The sequence below is a fragment of the Actinospica robiniae DSM 44927 genome, assembly GCF_000504285.1.
In the GTDB taxonomy this organism is placed as follows: Bacteria; Actinomycetota; Actinomycetes; order Streptomycetales; family Catenulisporaceae; genus Actinospica; species Actinospica robiniae.
This window is the reverse complement of the sequence record NZ_KI632511.1, coordinates 3804793-3823513: the sequence shown is the minus strand read 5'-3', so window position 1 is coordinate 3823513 and position 18721 is coordinate 3804793. Positions and strand designations below refer to the sequence as shown.

Annotated in this window: 19 protein-coding genes and 1 pseudogene; 8 read left to right on the top strand and 12 right to left on the bottom strand. The window is 68.1% G+C overall.

Annotated features, from left to right (window positions below; genetic code table 11):
• Window positions 1-26 precede the first annotated feature (26 nt).
• Window positions 27-488: a cupin domain-containing protein gene (locus ACTRO_RS16180; protein WP_034263917.1), complete on the bottom strand. Its 462-nt coding sequence runs from the start codon at window positions 486-488 to the stop codon at window positions 27-29.
• 15 nt (window positions 489-503) lie between these two features.
• Window positions 504-629, bottom strand: a pseudogene (locus ACTRO_RS50975) (alkene reductase); the annotation flags it as partial.
• A gap of 63 nt (window positions 630-692) precedes the next feature.
• Between ACTRO_RS50975 and ACTRO_RS16175 the strand changes: the two are divergent.
• Window positions 693-1184: a hypothetical protein gene (locus tag ACTRO_RS16175; protein ID WP_034263915.1), complete on the top strand. Its 492-nt coding sequence runs from the start codon at window positions 693-695 to the stop codon at window positions 1182-1184.
• A 32-nt stretch (window positions 1185-1216) separates the two neighbouring features.
• Window positions 1217-1672, top strand: a complete 456-nt coding sequence (locus ACTRO_RS50970) for a CPCC family cysteine-rich protein (protein WP_084316303.1) — start codon at window positions 1217-1219, stop codon at window positions 1670-1672.
• A 67-nt stretch (window positions 1673-1739) separates the two neighbouring features.
• Here the strand turns inward: ACTRO_RS50970 and ACTRO_RS43415 are convergent, their stop codons facing one another.
• Window positions 1740-3914, bottom strand: coding sequence for a caspase, EACC1-associated type (locus ACTRO_RS43415; protein ID WP_051450928.1), 2175 nt, complete (start codon window positions 3912-3914; stop codon window positions 1740-1742).
• A complete protein-coding gene (locus ACTRO_RS16165; RefSeq protein WP_245594678.1) occupies window positions 3911-4252 on the bottom strand; it encodes an effector-associated constant component EACC1 in 342 nt (113 codons plus the stop codon). The genes ACTRO_RS43415 and ACTRO_RS16165 overlap by 4 nt, the downstream gene beginning before the upstream one ends.
• Window positions 4253-4468: 216 nt before the next feature.
• On the opposite strand from ACTRO_RS16165, the gene ACTRO_RS16160 reads away from it, so the two are divergent.
• Both ACTRO_RS16160 and ACTRO_RS16155 read left to right on the top strand, forming a co-directional pair.
• The gene (locus ACTRO_RS16160) at window positions 4469-5335 is read left to right on the top strand and encodes a GNAT family N-acetyltransferase (RefSeq protein ID WP_034275118.1); all 867 of its coding nucleotides are present in this window, start codon (window positions 4469-4471) and stop codon (window positions 5333-5335) included.
• A gap of 263 nt (window positions 5336-5598) precedes the next feature.
• A complete protein-coding gene (locus tag ACTRO_RS16155; RefSeq protein ID WP_157436272.1) occupies window positions 5599-5859 on the top strand; it encodes a hypothetical protein in 261 nt (86 codons plus the stop codon).
• Window positions 5860-5867: 8 nt separating this feature from the next.
• On the opposite strand, the gene ACTRO_RS16150 is transcribed toward ACTRO_RS16155, so the two are convergent.
• The 3 genes from ACTRO_RS16150 to ACTRO_RS45730 all read right to left on the bottom strand — a co-directional run bounded on the left by ACTRO_RS16150 (window position 5868) and on the right by ACTRO_RS45730 (window position 9661).
• Window positions 5868-6653, bottom strand: coding sequence for a GNAT family N-acetyltransferase (locus ACTRO_RS16150; RefSeq protein ID WP_051450926.1), 786 nt, complete (start codon window positions 6651-6653; stop codon window positions 5868-5870).
• Between the two features lie 136 nt (window positions 6654-6789).
• Entirely contained in the window at window positions 6790-7626 is an 837-nt protein-coding gene (locus ACTRO_RS16145; protein WP_034263911.1) for a GNAT family N-acetyltransferase, read from the bottom strand.
• Between the two features lie 154 nt (window positions 7627-7780).
• Complete coding sequence (locus ACTRO_RS45730) at window positions 7781-9661, bottom strand: SAM-dependent methyltransferase (RefSeq protein ID WP_051450925.1); 1881 nt, start codon at window positions 9659-9661, stop codon at window positions 7781-7783.
• 222 nt (window positions 9662-9883) lie between these two features.
• Here ACTRO_RS45730 and ACTRO_RS43405 point away from each other — a divergent pair, with 222 nt between their 5' ends.
• Window positions 9884-10381 carry a cupin domain-containing protein gene (locus ACTRO_RS43405; protein WP_084316301.1) on the top strand — a complete coding sequence of 166 codons (498 nt, stop codon included), beginning with the start codon at window positions 9884-9886 and terminating at the stop codon, window positions 10379-10381.
• A 68-nt stretch (window positions 10382-10449) separates the two neighbouring features.
• On the opposite strand, the gene ACTRO_RS51425 is transcribed toward ACTRO_RS43405, so the two are convergent.
• From ACTRO_RS51425 to ACTRO_RS16105, 5 genes are all read right to left on the bottom strand, one after another.
• Window positions 10450-11097, bottom strand: coding sequence for a DJ-1/PfpI family protein (locus ACTRO_RS51425; RefSeq protein ID WP_084316300.1), 648 nt, complete (start codon window positions 11095-11097; stop codon window positions 10450-10452).
• Window positions 11098-12182: 1085 nt separating this feature from the next.
• The gene (locus ACTRO_RS16120) at window positions 12183-12455 is read right to left on the bottom strand and encodes a type 1 glutamine amidotransferase domain-containing protein (protein WP_034263909.1); all 273 of its coding nucleotides are present in this window, start codon (window positions 12453-12455) and stop codon (window positions 12183-12185) included.
• A 74-nt stretch (window positions 12456-12529) separates the two neighbouring features.
• The gene (locus ACTRO_RS16115) at window positions 12530-13465 is read right to left on the bottom strand and encodes an RNA polymerase sigma factor (RefSeq protein WP_034263907.1); all 936 of its coding nucleotides are present in this window, start codon (window positions 13463-13465) and stop codon (window positions 12530-12532) included.
• 87 nt (window positions 13466-13552) lie between these two features.
• Entirely contained in the window at window positions 13553-14437 is an 885-nt protein-coding gene (locus ACTRO_RS16110; RefSeq protein WP_034263906.1) for a helix-turn-helix domain-containing protein, read from the bottom strand.
• Window positions 14438-14986: 549 nt separating this feature from the next.
• Window positions 14987-15751, bottom strand: a complete 765-nt coding sequence (locus tag ACTRO_RS16105) for a DeoR/GlpR family DNA-binding transcription regulator (RefSeq protein ID WP_034275101.1) — start codon at window positions 15749-15751, stop codon at window positions 14987-14989.
• A gap of 90 nt (window positions 15752-15841) precedes the next feature.
• On the opposite strand from ACTRO_RS16105, the gene ACTRO_RS16100 reads away from it, so the two are divergent.
• From ACTRO_RS16100 to ACTRO_RS16090, 3 genes are all read left to right on the top strand, one after another.
• On the top strand, window positions 15842-17098 hold the full coding sequence (locus tag ACTRO_RS16100; protein WP_034263904.1) for an MFS transporter: 1257 nt from the start codon (window positions 15842-15844) through the stop codon (window positions 17096-17098).
• 121 nt (window positions 17099-17219) lie between these two features.
• A complete protein-coding gene (locus ACTRO_RS16095) occupies window positions 17220-18158 on the top strand; it encodes a class I SAM-dependent methyltransferase (RefSeq protein ID WP_034263902.1) in 939 nt (312 codons plus the stop codon).
• Between the two features lie 8 nt (window positions 18159-18166).
• On the top strand, window positions 18167-18703 hold the full coding sequence (locus ACTRO_RS16090) for a hypothetical protein (protein WP_245594391.1): 537 nt from the start codon (window positions 18167-18169) through the stop codon (window positions 18701-18703).
• The last annotated feature ends 18 nt before the right edge of the window (window positions 18704-18721 follow it).

Below are 18721 nucleotides of genomic sequence, written 5' to 3'. Positions count from 1 at the left end.
TATTCGCCCTTTGCGTCATCGGCGGGTCAACGGGGAGGTCCGACGATGACGTTGCCGTACTTGTTCGCCAGGCTCGGGTCCGGCTTGACCTCGAAGCCGGCTGGGCGCGGCGCGGACTTGTCGCGGCCGGTTTCGCGGAACATCCCCTCGATGCCGGCCGGCGTGTTGATCATCAGTAGGTCGGCCTTCTTCGAGGTGATGCGATAGCCGTGCGGGATGTTGCGGGGCAGGTAGACGACGCCGCCCTCGGCGAGCTCGTACTCCTGGTCGTCGCACCAGACGAGCGCCGTGCCCTTGAGTAGGAGAAAGACCTCGTCCTCCCGGGTGTGCCGGTGGTACGGAGGCGCCTCGCCCTCGGCGACGTCGAAGCGCCCGATCATCAACTGCCCGTCGGTCGCCTTGCCGTCGAGCAACATCGCCAGCGTGCCGCCGTTGAGCCATTCGAGTTGCTGCTGCTGGTCCGGCTGTGCGAGATACGCCATGCTCATGCGATCGTTCCGTTCCTAAAAGGCCTTATGAGTGGGATAATCGGTACATCCCTCGCCGCCTCCACCATAAAAGGTACTCTGGTCGGTGGCATTTAAAGGAACTCCCGCGCGAAGCCGCTCAACCAGGTCGGGGTCGGCCACTGCTCGCGCAGCAGGTCGAGGACGTGCCTGCACCCGACACCGGACGCTGCGAAAATCGCGGTCATGGAGGCCCACATGACACGCGGGACGCTCAACTACGCTCCGTTTGAGCGACTGTTCCCTCGGCAGACCGCGAGCAGTATCAGCCGGATTCGCGCCGCCGGTGAGACTCTAGACAGTTCCCGGCCGGAGGAAGATCCGGCAATCTGGGAATGGATGGCTGCGCACGCGACCTACCCGGGAGCGCCCACGCCCGGAACGCCGGTCGTCCTATACAGGGCGATGAGTGTCGAAGACCGTGACGGAGACTGGGCTGAGGTCGAGCTAGACGTTTCATGGGCGCGCAACGCCGGGTATGAGGTGGCGGCCCAGCTCGGCATCGCGTGCCACTGCGACACCGACCACGGCACGCACTACGTTCAGCGGTTCACCTCCGTGGCTGCGGACTTCAGTGACCTGGCCGAGCTCTTCGAGGCGGCGGTACAGACGGCGCTTGCCCTAATCGCCGGGCCGACTGACCCGACCTACTGGCGAGAGGTCGAAGGGTTGCCGTAAATCCGACGCGGACGTTCCCTCCTGCCCGGGAGATGGAGGGCAATCTGTATCAATGCACTTGCTGTCATCCGTTTACCCTGGACAGCCGCGCGTGCTTCGACATCTGTGACGAGTGCGGATGGGAAGACGACGGCCAGGACGACCCGTATGCAGACGAGGTGCGGGGCGGCCCCGACGATCGGCTGAGTCTTACTCGGGCCCGAGAGCGCTACGCGAGGAGGCGCGCTGCGGAGCCCCAGGACGTCGACTCTGTCGTTCACGGCGGCGAAGGCCGACGCGGCGCTGGCTGCGCGCACCCGGCCCGACCCGGTCGCCCTGATCTGTCCGGCCGCCTCCTCGTCGGCGCCGGCCTCGCCGCCGTGCTCTTCGAGACGGCACCCGTGACCGCCGTGCTGCCACCTCCTGCGGCACTGGCCTTCGTCCTGGCCGTGTCCCTCCGACGTCGTCATGCCGCCACTCGACGCGGATCACGAAGTCGCAGATCATAGTTCCTGCATTGATTCCGGTATGGAACAGGACGTTCTCGGCGCCGTTCTGATCAATCGCAACGGGGCGTCACGGGTGGGGCGGCCAGTCCTCATTCAGCCATGCTTGTCCGACACTGACGAGTGCCTCGATCGTGTACAGCGTCGGTGTAGCGCCTTGTGCGAGGCTCTCGGCCTCGGCGAGCAGCCGGGCCGCGTGCTGTGGATTGCTGCTCATGGCAGCCAACGCGAGTCTGGCCAGCGCGCGGATCTTGCCAGGCCCATCGGCGATATCCAGAATCAGGCTCTCGGCGGCGTCCAGTATCTGGACGGACATCTCCGGCCGGTCGCTGTCTGGCGCAGCAGCCACAAGATGAGTCGTCAGTTCCGTGCGCCGGGCCGCGTCGGTTACCGCGTGCGCGATCCGCCAAGCCCTGGCCAAGTCGCTCACTGCCGCAGCCTGCGCGATTTTGACCAGTGCGGGTTCTCTATCGGCGTCGCCTGTGATGTTCTGGGCGAGTGCCTCGGCCTCGCGGAGCAGCCGGGAGGCGCGCCCCGGGTCACTTGTCGATGCGGCCATGGCGACCTCGGCGAGGGCCGATGCCTTGTGCCGCTCTAGGGTGATGCTCTGCGCGATCCGCTCTCCCTCGCCGAGCAGCCAGGTCCCATGGTCAGGGTGACTGCGCGCCACCACCGCGGCTATGCCGGCCAGAATCCACGCCCGTGCGACCGGGTCGGCGGTTTTCTGCGAGATGAGTACGGCCCGCTGAGGGTCGCGCAGCGCGAACACCTTCGCGACCTGGTATATCGCCGGTTCACGGTAGTCCTCACGACGGATGCTGCAGGCGACCCGCTCGGCCTCGTTCAGCAGCAGAACCGCCCGGTGCGGGTCGGCTTTCGCCACCTCGCGGGCGACATAGGCCATGGCAATAGGCTTGTACATCTTTTCGCGGATGCTGTGCGCGAGAAACTCGGCGCGGTCCGGATCGTCGTGCGCGAGGCGCCATGCGATCTCGGTCAAGGCCGGTGCCTTGAGCCGCTTGTCGGTGATCGTCGCCGCGAGACGGTCAGCCCTTTGCGGATCGCCCTCGGCCATGAATTCCGCGACGCCGGCCAGCGCGTCCCACGTCAACCTTCCGGTGCTGCGGGCAAGCCTCTCGGCCTCATCGCGCAGCAGAGCCGACTCGGGATTGCTCTGCACCGCCCTGGCCGCGAGAGCCGTCAGATGCCGACCTTCGTTCGGCTCGGCCATGAGCAGGCTTCCGGCCTCGCCGAACAGGTGAACCGCCCGCTGCGGATCACTTCGCGCAAGTCCCTTCGCCACAGCTTCCAGCGCCGATGCGCTAGCGCCGCGGCCCACCATCGCGTACGCCGCGTGGATGGACGAGTCGAAAATCGCATCCGCCCGTCGACGCCGCTCATCCGGCTGCCAACGGGCTTCCCACTCGCTGCTCCTGGGATCCGCAGTGTCTGGCGGATCCGCGACGGACGTGACCGTGGGCACTGGCGGCGGGAGGCGGCGATTGCGGACCAGCCCGAGCAAATCGGCGGTCTCGGTCCCACGCTGCTGCGGTAACGGCAGGCCCTCGTCGCGTAGCCGGGCGAGCAGATGGCGGTAGATGTCTCCAAGGCTGATCATCTCCCCCGCCGAAGGGCTGCCCTCGCGCAACAGGGACAGCAATCGCTCGGTGAACGCTGTGTGCCGTTCGCCGGGCAGGATCAGCGCGCTCCGGTTCGCTGGTGCCGAGGCCAGCGTGTACGTTCCAGAGACCTGGATCTGACCCAGGACCTCCTCCTCGTCGCCCGTGAGAGTCTCACCGATCGCTCGACCGCTGAAGCAGCTGTCCAGGATCACCACCCGGTTGGCGGCGCGGCTCTCCAGACACGCGTCGCGTACCGCGTCGAATGCGAGAGCGGTGAACGCCAATCGGTCCGGCCGGGTGCCGAACAGTGTCAGGTATAGCTCCCGGCGACGCGGCCCGAGCAAGCCGTGGCCGCTGTAGTAGAACAGCAGCAGGTCTTGGCCCTCGGCTGCCGCCTGCATCAGCAGGTCACCGACCTGCGCCACGCCTGCCGCCGGCGGCGCGACAAAACAGTGTGCTGCGTCGAACCCGCCCAACTCCGGGTCCATGAGCACCTCGGCCAGATCCGCGATGTTGTTGTCGACCACGGGCACGTTCGGCAGCAGCGGGGTAGCGGCAGCGTACGTCGAGGTGCCGACCAATACGACCCGAGAGCGCGCCGGGTCGATCGCCCGCAGGCTCACTCAGGCTGCCTCAGCGTTTCGCGCACCAGCGCCTCGACGTTGCCGACCCGCTTGGCATCCACCTCCACCCTGCGCCCGTCCGACGTACGCAGCACGATCCGTACGTCCGAGCGCCGCGGCTGGGCCAGAAACGCCTTCAGCGAAGCGGCCAGCACGCTGATCGCCCCACCGCCGCCCACCGCAGCCACCAGGGCGTCGGCCAGCGCCCCCAATTCCCCGGGCCCGGGAGCGCTGTCGCCAGGCCTGACCAGGCCGCGAAGCTCGGACTCACGGCCCAGCCAATCCGACAACTGCGCCAAACCCTCCGCCGGATCGTCTCCCTCGACCGACAACCACACGCTCAAACGAGCCTCCCACCAGACGACTCAGTGGCCTAATTCAGGACAAGTATGACTCAGCCGAGCGCCTTGAAGCAGGCGAACAGGCGATGCAGAGGAAACCGACTCAAGACGTGCATGGACGTCGCCGCGCCGAGTGTTGGAAAACCCCGGAACAGGCAGCGTGAGGGTGAAAACGGGGTGCGGCTGGCGGCCGTGGTGGTGTGGGATGCGGGTATGGCCATCGTTTTGAACGAGCCCGGCCTCGACGGGCTCACCGGCGCTGTGGAGGCCCTGCGCGCATGGCAGGAGGATCTGACGCCGTTCCAGCTGCATCCGGGGGATCTCGGTTGGGGTTGGGCGGCGGGTGCGCAGAAGCTGGCCGGAGACGTGCGTACCTGGAGTGCGGACGGCCGAATCGTCGCCGTCGGATATCTGGACGCCCCCGATCTGCTGCGTCTGACGACCGCACCGGACCTGCGGCAGGACGCGAATCTTGCGAGGTGTCTCGCTGCGGACCTGAACGATCCGGCACGCGGCGTCCTGCCGGCGGGGAAGGTCGGCGTCGAGCTGCCCAACGGCGCTCTTGTCCGCGGCGTTCTCGCCGAGGCCGGCTGGAATCAGAGCGACCCGTGGACACCGCTGTGCCGCGCTCTGGCCGAACCGGTGGAGGATCGGGGACTGCGGATCGCGGTGGTCGGTCCGGAAACGGCGGGGGCGCGCACCGCCGTGCACCGTTCGGCGTTCGGCAGCCCCAGGTTCACCGAGGAGGTGTGGCACGTCGTGGCGGCGGGACCGGTCTACGCCGATGCGCGCTGTCTGATCGGCTATGACGAGCAGGACGATGCAGTGGCTGCGGTGACGGTCTGGTCGGCCGGGCCCGGCAAGCCCGGTCTCCTCGAGCCGATGGGCGTGCACGCGGACCACCGCGGACGCGGCCACGGCGCCGCGATCTGCGTCGCGGCCGCCGCCACGCTGCAGGAGATGGGAGCGTCGAGCGCGCTCGTCTGCACCCCGAGCGCGAACACCGCCGCTGTCGCCACCTATGTGGCCGCCGGATACGAGCCGCTGCCCCAGCGGTGGGACCTGAGCAGGACCGCCTGATACGAGCTGCTCCCCAGTGCCGACGTCAAAGCATGCTTGCTCGTCCTACTCATCAACATGGGCCTTACTATGGTGTGGGGGCTGGGCCGAGTGTCTCTGGCTTCTGGCAAGCCTTACTGCGAATGTAGTTCGCATGCGCTTTCAGGGGGATTGTTATGGTTGAGTCTCGCGGGAAATTCCAGGACGAAGATCAGTTCCCTGTATCCGACGACGGGCAGCCGAGTGGGTTGCGTGTCGGAGCGCTAGGGAGCTCGTATCGGTATGTGCCTGCTCGCGAGATTCCAAGCGGAATATACGGCGTCACCGGAATGATGCTTGGAATTCTCGGATTGATCACCGCGCCGGTGCTTGTCGGACTGGTCATCGGCCTGATCGCTTTCGCACTGTCCGTTGTGGGCATCAGGCGTACGCGAAAATCTGACTTGATGCTTTGGCCCTCTGTTGCCGGTGTCATTGTTTCGAGCATGGCGGTCTTGGTAGGCGTACTATTTGTTGTGGCGTTCTATGATACGGCGTACATTTGAAAGCCGCACTATTGGCGGTGGGAGCCGCGGCATGCTTTGGCGTCGGCGTCCGGAGGTGTGAAGATGCGGTACTCCGCCACCTGCTGGAATCCCATCCGAAGGTAGACCGGTTCCCCCGCGGACGAGGACTGCAGTGTCGCCACCTTCAGGCCTCGCTCGCGGCCGGCTCGCATCACTGCGGCGGTCATCGCCGCGCCGAATCCGCGTCGGCGGAAGCCTTCAGCGGTGGCGACGGTGTACACGCCGGCGATCCCGTGTGCGTCGAACAGCGAGGCGGTCGCGACGATCCGTCCGTCGATGGTGCCGGCGAATCTCGTGATGTCGCCCTCCCTGCCGAACTCGAGGGCGGTGCGGGCCTCGATGGACCGGCTGGGGACACCGAATACCGGAGCGATCGTGCTCACCCACTCCCGGAGGGTGGCAGGGTCGGTCACTTCAACGATGGTCAGGGCGGCCGTCGGTTCGGGAAGGTTCGCGTGGTCCAGATCCATGGCCATGATCGGCTGCCGCGCGGCCAGCTTGCCGCCCCAGGCCCGGAGCCGGTCAGCCGTGTCGGCGCGGCTGTCCGGTCCGACCCACCACCACCATGGCACGCCGGCAAACTCGAGGGCCGCCCGCGCGTGCGCATCATCGAAGTCTGATCCGGTCCACCTGAGTACGCCGTTCAACGACGGGGAACCCAGTCCGCTGCGGTACGTCGTCAGATCCCCCTCGAGCCGGCTCTCTGCTCCGTAGCCGAGCCAGAAGGCCCGCGCGTTCGCCAACTGGGGAGCGAGATCGTGGATCGGGCTCATGGTTTCTCACTTCCAAGGGGGCGACGGGGTCCGTGGGAGAGCCGTCGACGCCGTTGCCGCCAAGACTCAACAGGACGCCCAGTTCAACCGTTTACAAGATCGAACTCCGGGATGACCGGCCTACGATGGGCGGCGGTTACGCGTTCCAGACCCAGGCGACCCGGTCGTAGAGGCGCTCGAAGCCGGAGCGGAGCATGTTGTGCAGCGAGGAGTTGTGCTGGCCGGGTGCTTCCGCGAATGCTTCGGCCACCATCCATCGGCATCCGGCGGCGTGCGCGGCTCGGATACGTGCGGCGAGCAGTGCCGTCTGGACGCCGCGGCCGCGCCAGCCCTCGAGGGTGGCCCCGCCCATCATGTTCGCGCACTCGCCGTTCACGAAGATGCTGCCGACTCCGACGATCCGCTCGCCCTCCCAGGCGGCGAACTGGCGCCAGCCGGGCCGGCCTACACACGCCTCGGCCACATCGATCAGCTCAGGCGCGAATCCGAGCGCCGGCATCATCGCGCTCGCCCACTCGCGCGCTTGACGGGACTCGACGAGACCGATGTGCAGCTTCGGATCCAGCGGCCCGAGGACGTCTGTCGTAGCCACGGCGGACTCGACATCGCAGGCGAGCTTGACGTAACGAGTGCCCTCGACGAGGTCGTACTTCGCGGCGATCGAGGTCCAATCCGTCGGGAGGACTGGCGGCGCGACCATGAACGCGCCTGAGGACAGCTGCTTCTCACGGTAGAAATCGATCGTCCGCGCTACGACGTCCGCATCGATCGGATATTCGGGGCTGAATCCACCGGCACGGTTGAAGAATCCGGTCGAGTCTCCTCGCACCGCGATGGCCCGCGCCGAACCGATTTCGACCGAGCCGATCCCGAGCGCTTCCCGGACGGACGCCGGCGCGCCGGCGACGAAATCCGTGTACGCCTTGATCTCGGTCTGTTCGGCAAGCCCGAGCGGCACGTTGGTGGTGGTCATGGCAATCTCAACTTTCGTTCTCTTGCGGAGGGTGGCAGGCGCTCACACCCCCAAGATGCGACGGTGGTCGCGGAAGTTCGATCGAAACGGGGCGGGTTGAAACCCGCCCCGCAGGTGCACGGCGCGGCCTCCGCGTCGTGAATATCAGGGCCCTCTATCTGCTGGCCGCGGCCCGTTCGGTGCGGGAGGATTCCAGCCGTCCGTGCGCCAGCCAGAGGCCGACCTCGTGGGGACGTCCGTTCTGGAACATCTCCGGGATCCTCCGGCCGTGGCCGGCGATCTCCCTGGCGATCGTCGTGACCTCGGATCCCCACCCGTGGGTGGCCAGCCATCGCTCGGGCGGAAGTGGCGGCCCGCTCTGGAAGAAGCTGACGATCCGCTCGATGACCGCGCGTTCGGCGGCGTTGACCGTGGACACGTCGTCCGCACGTGGAATCGGCTCGAAGTACTCCAGGGCCACGTGGCTGCCGGCGGCGCTCAGGTCCGTCACGGTCTTGAGCACGTGCTCGCACCCTTCGGCCGAGACGTACATGAAGAGGCCCTCGATGAGCCACATCGTCGGCTGTCGAGGGTCGAAGCCCTCAGCCGAGACGGCCGCGGCCCAGGGGCCTCGCAGATCCGCCACGACCGGCCTGCGCTCGCAGCCGGCCTTCTTCAGGCCCGCCGCGTCCAGCACCGATTCCTTGAAGCGCAGCACCGGCTCGGTGTCCACCTCGTACACGACCGCGTCGGCGGGCAGGCCGAGGCGAAGGGCACGTGAGTCGAGGCCCGCCGCCAGGATGACGAACTGCCGGACGCCCTCGGCGGCCGCGGCTCGCATCCGCTCATCGTAGTAACGGGTCCGCACGCCGATGTACGTCGAGAGCATGTACCACGTCTCCGTGAGCTCGGCAGTGTTGCCGGGTGCGGGACCCGTGGGCAGCGCGACGTCCGGATCAGTCCGGGTCGCCCGGTGGACGAGGTCGACAACCGTCTTCGCCAGGGGATCGTTGAAGAGCGGGGACTTGTGGCGAGCTTCGAGTGCCCGCATGTGGGCGGTGAGCAGGCCGGTCCAGCCGACATCGGGTGGAAGCGTCTCCGCTGCCCTCGCTCCGCCGGCGAGCTCGGTTGCGCGAGTGAATTCGAGGACTGCGGTGACGAAGTCGCCGGGTTGCTCGATATGGCCGAAGTGACCGCTCTCGGGCAACTCGAGCAACCGTGCGTTCGGCAATCCGGCGGCGATCGTGCGGGCGTAGACCGGCGCGCAGATGAAGTCGTAGGCACCGGCGATCACCAGCGTCGGGGCCTGAATCGTGTGCAGCAGGTTCCGTACGTCCCAGATGACCGGAAGGCGGTTGGGGTCGACCGTGTACCGGAGGACGGGTGTGGTGCCGAGGTCGGCGACCGTCTTGCGGAAATCCGCGAAGTAGGCCGGCAGGACACGAGCGAAATAACGTTCCTTGGCTTCCGACGCGTCGGCCAGGTCGTCGGCCGGCTTCTCGACCGGCGCGGCCTCCTGCGCCCGCATCTCCTTCCACGCCAGTCCCGCGTCGACCGCCTCGGGGCGAGAGGGCCAGCGCTCGACGAAGGCCGCCATCTCCCGGGTCGCGTTCTCCATCAGCAACGGCGCGTTCACGGGTGCGGTGGAGTGAAGGATCAGACCGCGGAGCCGTTCGGGGCGGTCTATGCCGAACTGAAGGGCGACGAAGCCCCCGTGCGAGTGACCGAGGAAATACGCCGTCTGCGCGCCGAGTTCGTCGAGCACCGCCGCGGCGAAGTCTCCGTAACGGGACATCGAGTAGTCCCCGTCGGGCAGGAGATCGCTCTCGCCCGAGCCGACCGGGTCGAGGTAGACCATGGTCATGTGTTCGTGCAGGGCCGGGAACCTCAGGTGGTCGGAGTGGCCGCCGGGGCCTCCGGAGTGCACCAGGCACACCGGCCCCTCACCCGCGACCCGATAGGCCTGCCGGACGCCGTCGACCTCGATGAACCGGGTCTCGAGGTGTGGTTCCGGCATCACCGAGCCCCGCGGGCGGTCGTTGTCTGTTGCCTTCATGACTGCATGATGCGGCGGGATTCCACGAAGTTCGAAGCCGGTGTCGGATTTTCTCACCGGCCTGGTCGGTGCCGTCCTGACGTGGTTCGCGGAGAGGATCGTCGCGCGATCGAACTTTCGCGTCCCGCGCCGCATCGTGTGGATGGCAGTGCGACCACCGCACGAGAAGAAGCCGAAGAAGCCTGAAGAAGCACGGCTTCGCACCGACGATTTGGGGTTCATATGAGTAGCTGGGGCACAGACGGTTGGGCAATCGCCCCGGGGGAGGGCACCCGCGTCGAGACGGGAGGTCCGCACTGGCTGGAAGTGGTCGTCCGTGGCACCGACGTGGACAACGCCCTCGGGGCGTTCGTGTTCACGCACGACGTCATCAAGGACAATCCTCCGCACGCTCACAACGGCTTCATGAAGATCCTCTACATCATCGAAGGGCACTACGACTTCCGCGTCGGCGACGCCGAATTCTCCGGCGGGCCCGGCACGGTCGTCGTCGTCCCCCGTGGAAGCCAGCACACGTTCACCACCCCGACCGGCGGGCGCGTGCTCTTCGTCAGCTCGCCCGCCGGCAATGAAGAGTTCTTCCTCGAGCTGGGCCGACTGGGCCTGAACGCGACGCCCGAGCAGCTCGCCGACCTCAGTGCCCGATTCCAGACCGTCGGCCTGGGCGAGCAGGAGGCATCCTGGCGCGAGATGCAGCGGTCGGCGCAGGCTGACGGCTGAACATGGCCGCGCGAAGAAGCCTCAAAGTACTGACCGAGCTCTGACGTCACTGGCCGGGGTCAGTCGCCTCAGCTCTCCGTGCCCGAGGCGAGGCGGGCGAGGAATCTGTTCGCGAACAGGTAAGCGTCGCCGGGCCAGCGGGCGGAGACATAAGAGCCGTCTACGACCACGAAAGCGGGGGAGTCGTCGGTTGCGGTGCCACGCGCCGTCATCGTGAGCACGCCGTGGCAGATGGCACCGACCGGCCGGCCGGTACTCCAGAACTCTGCGACTTTCTCGCGCAGTTCCGGCGAGCCGAGGTACTGCCGCATGCCCGGCGCGTGCCCGCCGGGCAACACGAGGCCGTCGAACCTCAGCGGATCTGGAGCGATTTGATGATCGGCTGAGTGTTGGTGGGAGGTGGTGGCCGGTCGGGTCGGGGTACTTGTCCGGGTGTGGGCGGCCGCTTCGCTCCGCCCACGGTTTCGCTTGCCCACCCTGCCCGCCCGTTGCGTTGGCGGGGCGGGCTGGGGTTTCAAGATCTCGCCTCCGGCGGGGGCCCTTCTCTCGGAGAGAGTGCCGGGGTCGTGTGGTTGCTGTCGTTGGTGGGGCGGGCTGGGGTTCGGGGTGGTCGGGTGCCGGGGGCGTGCTCTCTCCTCGGTCGGTCCCCGGAGGCAATCAGGAACCTGTCGGGAGGTCAAGCGGCGGACGGCCTCCGTTGATGCTGGATCTTGCATGGCGCCGCTTGACCTCCCGGCAGAACCCTGATCGGGCTTCGCCTGCCCGACCGAGGAGAGAGCCCACCCCCTGGGGAGGGGTCTGAGCTGCGCTCGGGCCGAGTCTCGGCGCGTGGCCCGGTCGCGCTTGATGCGGAAGGATTCTGCATCACTGTGATCCGACCGTCCCGGTTCCCGATCGGCGCGAAGGGTCGGTGCCTTGGTCGCGCGTGATGTGAAATCTCACATCGCCCTGGGCTCCACCTCGATCCCAGACCTCGCTGCAGATTCCCGCAGCGCCAGCCGCGTTCGGTGCGGAAGGATTCTGCATCGCCCTGGTCCGATCCACCCGGTGCTCACTCACTACACGGGATCGCGTGGCCCGGTCGCACGCCGAGGGGAAATCCTGCACCGCTTTCGGCCACACCCCTGACGTCATCCGCCGGGCCATCTCGTCCACCACCCTCCCGTCACAAGCCCCGACCCTCGTACTCTTCCATGCTAGATGCCACCACCGACAAAAACCGTGAACCCGGCCTTTCACTGGAAAAGCAAAATCATGGAGATTTCCGGGCACTCGGGCGCTCTCCCCGGCGTTGAAGGAGTAGAGAAGAAGACAGCGGCCCAGAACGGCGATGCAGGATTCTTCCGGATCGAGCGCGGCCGGGCCGCGGGCCGGGACTCCGCCCGAGCGCAGCTCGCACCGATCCCCTCAGGGGGTGGGCTCTCTCCTCGGTCGGGCAGGCGAAGCCCGATCAGGGTTCTGCCGGGAGGTCAAGCGGCGCGATGCAAGATCGAGCATCAACGGAGACCTCCGCCGCTTGACCTCCCGGCAGGTTCCTGATTGCCTCTGGTGCCCGGCCGAGGAGAGAGCACGCCCCCGGCACCCGACCACCCCGAACCTCAGCCCGCCCCGCCAACGCCAGCACCCCACAGACCTCGGCAATCTCTCCGAGGGAAGGGCCTGCCAGCGGCGGTTTTCGTCTTGAAACCGCAGCCCGCCCCGCCAATGCAACGGGTGGGCGGGTGGACAGAAGAACCGGGCGACGCGAAGCGGCCGGCCACACCACGAAGTCCACCACGCCCCACGAACACTACGCCACTTCTTAAACGCGCCCTATGTCGGACCACCGCTCGGGCGTCTGGAAGTGCCGATCCTCCGTCAGGTCTCGATACCAGGCGATCGGCTCCAGCGAGGCGCCGAGGCGGCCGAAGATGACGCCGTCGATCAAGCGGGGATCGGCGGTGGGTACCGGGCCGGCGGTTCCGGTCTCGGTGGCGAAGACGACCTCGTGCCCTGCTGCGCGGGCCAGGTGCCAGGGCACCGCCACCTCGGTGACGTCGAAGTCTCGGTCGGGCAGCGGCATGAGTATCTTCATGGCACTGATTGTCCCGTGGTCTCCGGCGCGCTCTCGCGTGCCGCCCATCCCTTCGCCGTCCGCCCCGCCGGATCTCAACGCGGGGACCGCGGGTGGTAGAGGCGCACCCGGTTGATCCGGCCGCGATCGAGATGGTGGACCCAGACCAGTCCGGACGGGAAGGGGAAGGGGAAGGCAGCCGGGCTGTGCAACGCCGCTTCCCAGATGACCACTTCGCGGCTGGCCACGACGTTCAAGATCTGGTGGCGTACGCCGTAAGAGGCATCGCGGGCGAGCGAGTCACTCAGATGCTTGATATCCGTGCTCTGGCCGGTGGGCCAGGTGACCTGCGCGGTCGGTGACCACAAGGTCGAGAGGGCTTCGGCGCGGCCGCCCCGGTGGACTGACGCCACCGTCTCCTCGGCGAGCCTGCGGTGCACTGCCGTCAGCGCCCTCGCGTCGCAATGGGGCCGGTCAGCCGTCTTCAGCAGTGCCTCGGCCAGCTTCCGGCGGGCCTGGTTGAGTCTGCTGCGCACCGTGCCGACCGGTATGGCGCACAGCTCCGCGATCTCCTCATACGAGGTGACATCCGTGAAGTAGCGCAGCAGTGCCACCAGCCTCAACCCCGGAGACAAGTCCTCGAGTGCGGTCCGGACCCAGTCACCGAGGGCGTGATTTCCGAGCACTTCGGCCGGGTCGGGCGCACTGCGCGGTCCGTTGCCCATGAGGGGCTCGGGCAATTCGGCGGCAGGGATCGCGGAGGGCTTTCGCAGCGCGGCTCGACAGATGTTGCGCACCACCATGCGCAGCCACGGGCCGACAGCTGCCGGGTCTCTGAGGCTCCTGATATTGCCGAGGGCGACGATCGCGGCGTCCTGCACGGCATCCTCGGCGTCATTCGGCGAACCCAGTGCCGCCACTGCGACGGCGTACATGCTGCTGCGGTGCTTGGCTAGCAAGAGTCCGAGGGATGTGACATCGCCGGCCTGGGCGGCGCGCACGAGTTCCAGATCCGGCGGTACGGCGTCCATGAGAGAGTTCGACATTCGATGTAGAGCGGCAATCCTCGCATCGAGGTGTGGGCCCTCGATGTTGTGCGGATCGTGCGGTTAGTGCGGTCACGGTGCGGTGTCGGCTCGACGTGCGTTCACCGGGTCCTGACTCGCCAGCCGACTAGCGAGCAGGTCTAGAGCGTTCTGCGCGGGCGATCCCGGTTCGGCCGTGTACACGTTGAGCCTGAGTCCCGGCTGGTCGGCCACGTCGAGCGCTTCGAAGGTCAAGCTGAGGTCGCCGACGAGCGGGTGGTGCACCTCCTTCGCGCCCGAGCACGAGGCCTGGACGTTGTGGGCCGGCCACCGGCTTCGGAACGCCTGACTGTCCGCGGACAGTTCGCCGATGAGCTCGGACAGCACGTGGTCCGCAGGGCTGCGCCCGGCCTCGGCTCGCAGCAGGGCGACGTAATCGGAGGCGATGGACTCCCAGTTTCGGAAGAACTGCCGGGCGGCCGGGTCGAGGAAGGTGAAACGGGCGAGGTTGGCGGGCCGCGCGGGATTCTTGAACACGGGCTCGAAGAGCGCCTGGCCGAGCCGGTTGGCGGCGAGTAGGTCGAGGCGTGCGTTGCGCACGTATGCCGGGGCCGCGCCGATCGTCTCGAGCACGCGCCGAATGCCGTGGCTCACCTCCTCAAGCGGCTGAGTGTCTTTGGCGTCCGTGATGTCGTCGGGAGAACGCACCAGGTCGAATAGGTAGTCGCGCTCCGCCGTGCTGAGCCGCAATCCGTCGGACAGGGCATTGAGCACGTTGTCGGAGACTCCGCGGGCATTGCCTCTCTCGAGACGGATGTAGTAATCGACACTCACGTCGGCGAGCATGGCGACCTCTTCCCGGCGGAGGCCGGGCACGCGCCGATCGCCGTGGCCGGGCAGGCCGACTTGTTCAGGGCTGACCCTGGCGCGCCGCGTGGTCAGAAAACCGCGGATGGCATCTCGCCTGTTTACGCCCATAGTTCGACAGTACGCCGTTGTCGTGTCTCTCTGGGAGTAACCGCCAGTACCCCCCAATTCGGGCGAGTCTGTGCCCAGGTGGAGGCGCTGTGGCTGGTGTGTCGTGCTGCAAGCGCGACGTGGGCCGCAGCGGGGTGAAGCCCACATTGATTGCCGCGCCGAGGCAGGCCAGACTGTGCGTCATGATTGCGAACCGAAGGGCGGATGCCGCGTAGGCGGCCAGGGGCACTGAGGCCCGAACGGCGGCGCCTCGGCGCATGCCATCGATGCGGAAGAGACAAGGACTACTCGGAGCGCTTCGACGCCACATTGTGTGCGTGGTGCGACGAGTGGTTTGAGGGCGTGAACGGAGCCCTCGATGATGTCTGCGAGTTCTGTCGCGGACGGCCGGTGCTGCCGAGCCTCGCCCGAGAGTCGGCTCCATCGGACCGCGCGCTTCGCAGGGCGGCCCGGTATGCGGCCCAGCGGGCTAAATCGCCACGCGTTGTCGACGCCGGAGACTGATACCCACGGTGCCGCACTTGTCCGTCGTCGAGGTTCGGCTGTATGTCAGACGGTTTTGACGATGGTGCCGGCGCCTTCGAGGGCTGCTACCTCGTCCGCGGGCGCGGCGTGGTCGGTGACGAGGGTGTGGATCAGGGTGGAGGCGGCGACGTGAGCCCATGCGGTGCGGGCGAGTTTGCTGCCGTCGGCGGCGGCGATGATGCGCCGGCTTGAGGCGATGGCGGCTTTCTTCACGGCGGCGTCGTCGAGGTCGTAGGCGGTCAAGCCTTCGGCGGCGCTCAGGCCGCAGCAGCCGAGGATCGCGGTGTCGAAGCGCAGGGCGGCGAGGGAGGCGAGAGTGAGTGGTCCGGTCAACGCGCCTTCAGCGGTCCGGGGTGCGCCCCCGGGTACCAGAAGCCTGGTCGGGCTCGGGGTCTCGCTGAGGGTGTGGATGGCTTGGAGTGAGAGCGGCATGACGGTGACGGGCCGTCCCCGCAGAAGGCGAGCGATCTCCAAGCAGGTGGTGCCGCTGTCAAGCAGGACGGTCTCGCCGTCGGCGATGAGCGTGGCGACCTCGGCGGCGATGGCGCGCTTGGCGTCGAGTGCTTCGTGGGTGCGCAGCGCGAAGGGCGGTTCCTCGCCGCGCAGCAGCAGCGTGCGTGCGCCGCCGCGCACGCGTTCGAGGGCGCCTTGGGCGGCGAGGGTGTCGAGGTCGCGGCGGATGGTCATCTCCGATGCGCCGGTGAGCTCGGCCAGTTCCGGCACGGTGGCGCTGCCCGCCTGCTTGACGGCCCGGGCGATCTGCCGGTGACGCTCGGCGTTGCTGCTCATACCGCGATTGAACACCACCAGCAATCGAACATGCAAGTTGTTCGAAGTATCGTCTTTCGAACATCGAGACTGTTCGTTATGGTGGGTTGCATGGAACGTTCGCTTCAAGCCGCCCGCGCGGCGACCATCGTCTACTTCGTGCTGGTCGGCACGCTCATGGGCCTGTGGCTGGTACAGATCCCCACCGTCGAAAAGCACGTCGGCATCAGCCACTCCACCCTCGGCAGCCTGCTGGTGCTGCTCGGGCTCGGCGCGTTCCTCGGCATGCAGGTCGCCGGACGCCTCGCCGACCGCTGGGGCACCCGTATCGTCGTCCCCGCCGCGGGCGTGCTGTGCGGGGCGACGCTCGTGCTGCCGGGCCTGGCCCGCAACCCGTGGGAGCTGGCGGGCGCGCTGCTCGCGTTCGGCTTCGGCAACGGCAGCCTGGACGTGAGCATGAACGCCCACGCCGTCCACGTGGAGAAGGCGTACGGCCGGCCGATCATGTCCACGTTCCACGCCACCTTCTCCGTCGGCGGCGTCATCGCCGCGCTCATCGGCGCGAGGGCCACCAGCGCCGGCCTGAGCTCGGCCACCACCCTCGGCACAGCCGGGGCGGTCGGGGTCGTGATCGCGCTGCTCCCGGCACGCAGCCTGCTGCCCGGCTCACCCACCATCACCGCCACCGCCACCGCCACCGCCGCAGTCGTGCCCGTGCCCGAGCCCGAATCGGCCATCCCCGAAGCCGAAGTCCCGCGCGACGCGTCGGCCAAACGCCGCGCCCCGAAACGGATCTGGATCCTCGCGGCCCTCGCCTTCGCGTGCATGCTGTGCGAAGGAGTCGCCAACGACTGGAGCGCACTGGACGCGAAAAACGTCCTAGGCGCCGGCGCGAGCACGGCCGCCTTCGCCTACGGCACCTACGCCGCGGCCATGACCATCGGCCGCCTGCTCGCCGACCGCGTCTGCGCCCGGATCGGGCCCGCGGCCGTGCTGCGTTACGGCGCCGCCCTCGGCGCGGCCGGCTTTGTGATCGTGGCCATAGCCCCAGGGCTCGCGACGGCGCTCGCCGGGTGGGCGATCTTCGGGATCGGCCTGTCCGGGTGTGTGCCGCAACTGTTCAGCGCCGCCGGACACAGCGACCCGGCATCCGCCGGCACCAACGTCTCACGCGTCGCAGGCCTCGGCTACATCGGCATGCTCGCCGGACCCGCGGTCATCGGCTGGCTCACCCGCCTGACCGCACTCAACTACACCTTCCTGCTTCCTGCCCTGCTACTCGTGATCGCTGCTGTCGCCGCAGGAATCCTGCGCACCGGAGCAGTAGGCACGAGGGAGTCCGAGCCCGAAATGGCCGAGCATCGCTGAGATCCGGGGCGGCACATCAACCCCCACCACCGATAGGAACACTGACCACACGCACGGCCCGACCGGCCCCGGACCGTCGGCGGTGTTGCCCCGGACCTTGGCCCCGGCTACGGTTCGGCGCGTGGCCGTGCTGGAGATCTCCGACCTGATCGCCGCCTGGGACCCCGGCACGGGGGCCCGGCAGCCGATCGCCGTCGCCGACGTCACCGGGCGCCTACGTGCTGCCGGAGACCACCGGGCGGCGAGGATCGTGGAGCGGATGCCCGCCACGAGCGGGGTTCTGGAGCCGGAGTCGGTGGATCGCCTGCTTGTGCGGGTGCACACCGAACTGCAGCGCCTGGCCGAGGAACTGCACATGGCTGAGCGGTTCGTCGAGCTGCTCAGGCCCATGCTCGACGCCGCGCGGTCGGCCGGCTTCCGGCGGCTTCGGGTCGTGGACATCGGCTGCGGCATCGGGTACGTGATCCGTTGGCTCGCCACGACCCGCGTCCTTGGCGCGGACGTCGAACTGCTCGGGGTCGATCAGAACCCGGTCCTGATCGCGGAGGCGTCCAGGCTCGCCCTCGACGAAGGGCTGCCGTGCGGCTTCGCGTGCGCCGACGCCTTCGCGCTGGCGGAGGACGCGACCGTCTACATCTCCTCCGGCGTCCTGCACCATTTCCCGGTCGACGAACTCGGCGACTTCTTCCGGGCCCAGGATCGGCCGGGAACAGCCGGATTCATCCACTACGACATCGCCGCGACCCGTCTGGCCCCGGCCGGCGCGTGGGTCTTCCACCGCGCCCGGATGCGCGAACTGCTGGGTCGGCACGACGGGGTCAACTCGGCCCGCCGCGCGCACGGCGACCGGACCCTGGTGACCGCCGCCGGCCAAGTCGGGACGATGGACATCTTCCTTTTCGCACCGATCCGGCACACCAATCCGTTCTGTGCGGCCATGCGCCCGGTGGTCGGTATCCGGCCGGAGCTGTCCCCTGCTCTGCGCCGGTTGCTCGGCCGCCGCGCTCGCGCGCTCCACGGTACCGATGACCCGGTCCCGAGCCTGCGGGCAGCCACATGAGCGCCGCTGTGCACGCCGGACAGTTCGACCACGTCGCCGTACCCGTCGCGCTCGCGGCGGTGGCACTGGTAGACGCGGCCTTCGCCGGGTTCCGCGCAGCGACCGGCCGCAACGCCCGGATCGAAAAGCGGCGGTACAACCTTCGTGCCGCAGTGCGCGGTCTGGCCATCGGTGCCGCTTCGCTCGCCGTCGTCGCCGCTGTGCTCGGGATCGGCCTCCTGGGCACGCATGACGCAGGGCACGCATATGACGCACTGGTCCAGGCGGGCCACCGCATGCTCATGGTGTTGATGCCTTTCGCGGCCGCGGTGGTGGTGTCCTTGGCCGGGTACTGGCTCTTGCCGATGCGGGAGAGCACGTTCGTGATCCTGGTCGGCCTCGGGCCCTTCACACTCGCTCGCCCGCTCGTCGTCCTGGCCGCCGCGGCCCTCGCGCTGCATGACTCGCACCGTTGGCTGGTCTGGGCTGGAACCTTGCTGGCTTCGGGCGGTGTGCTGCTCGTCGAGCCCTGGGTGCATCGCCGGTGGTACCACGAACCGCTTTAGCGGCCCGCCGCCGCGGAC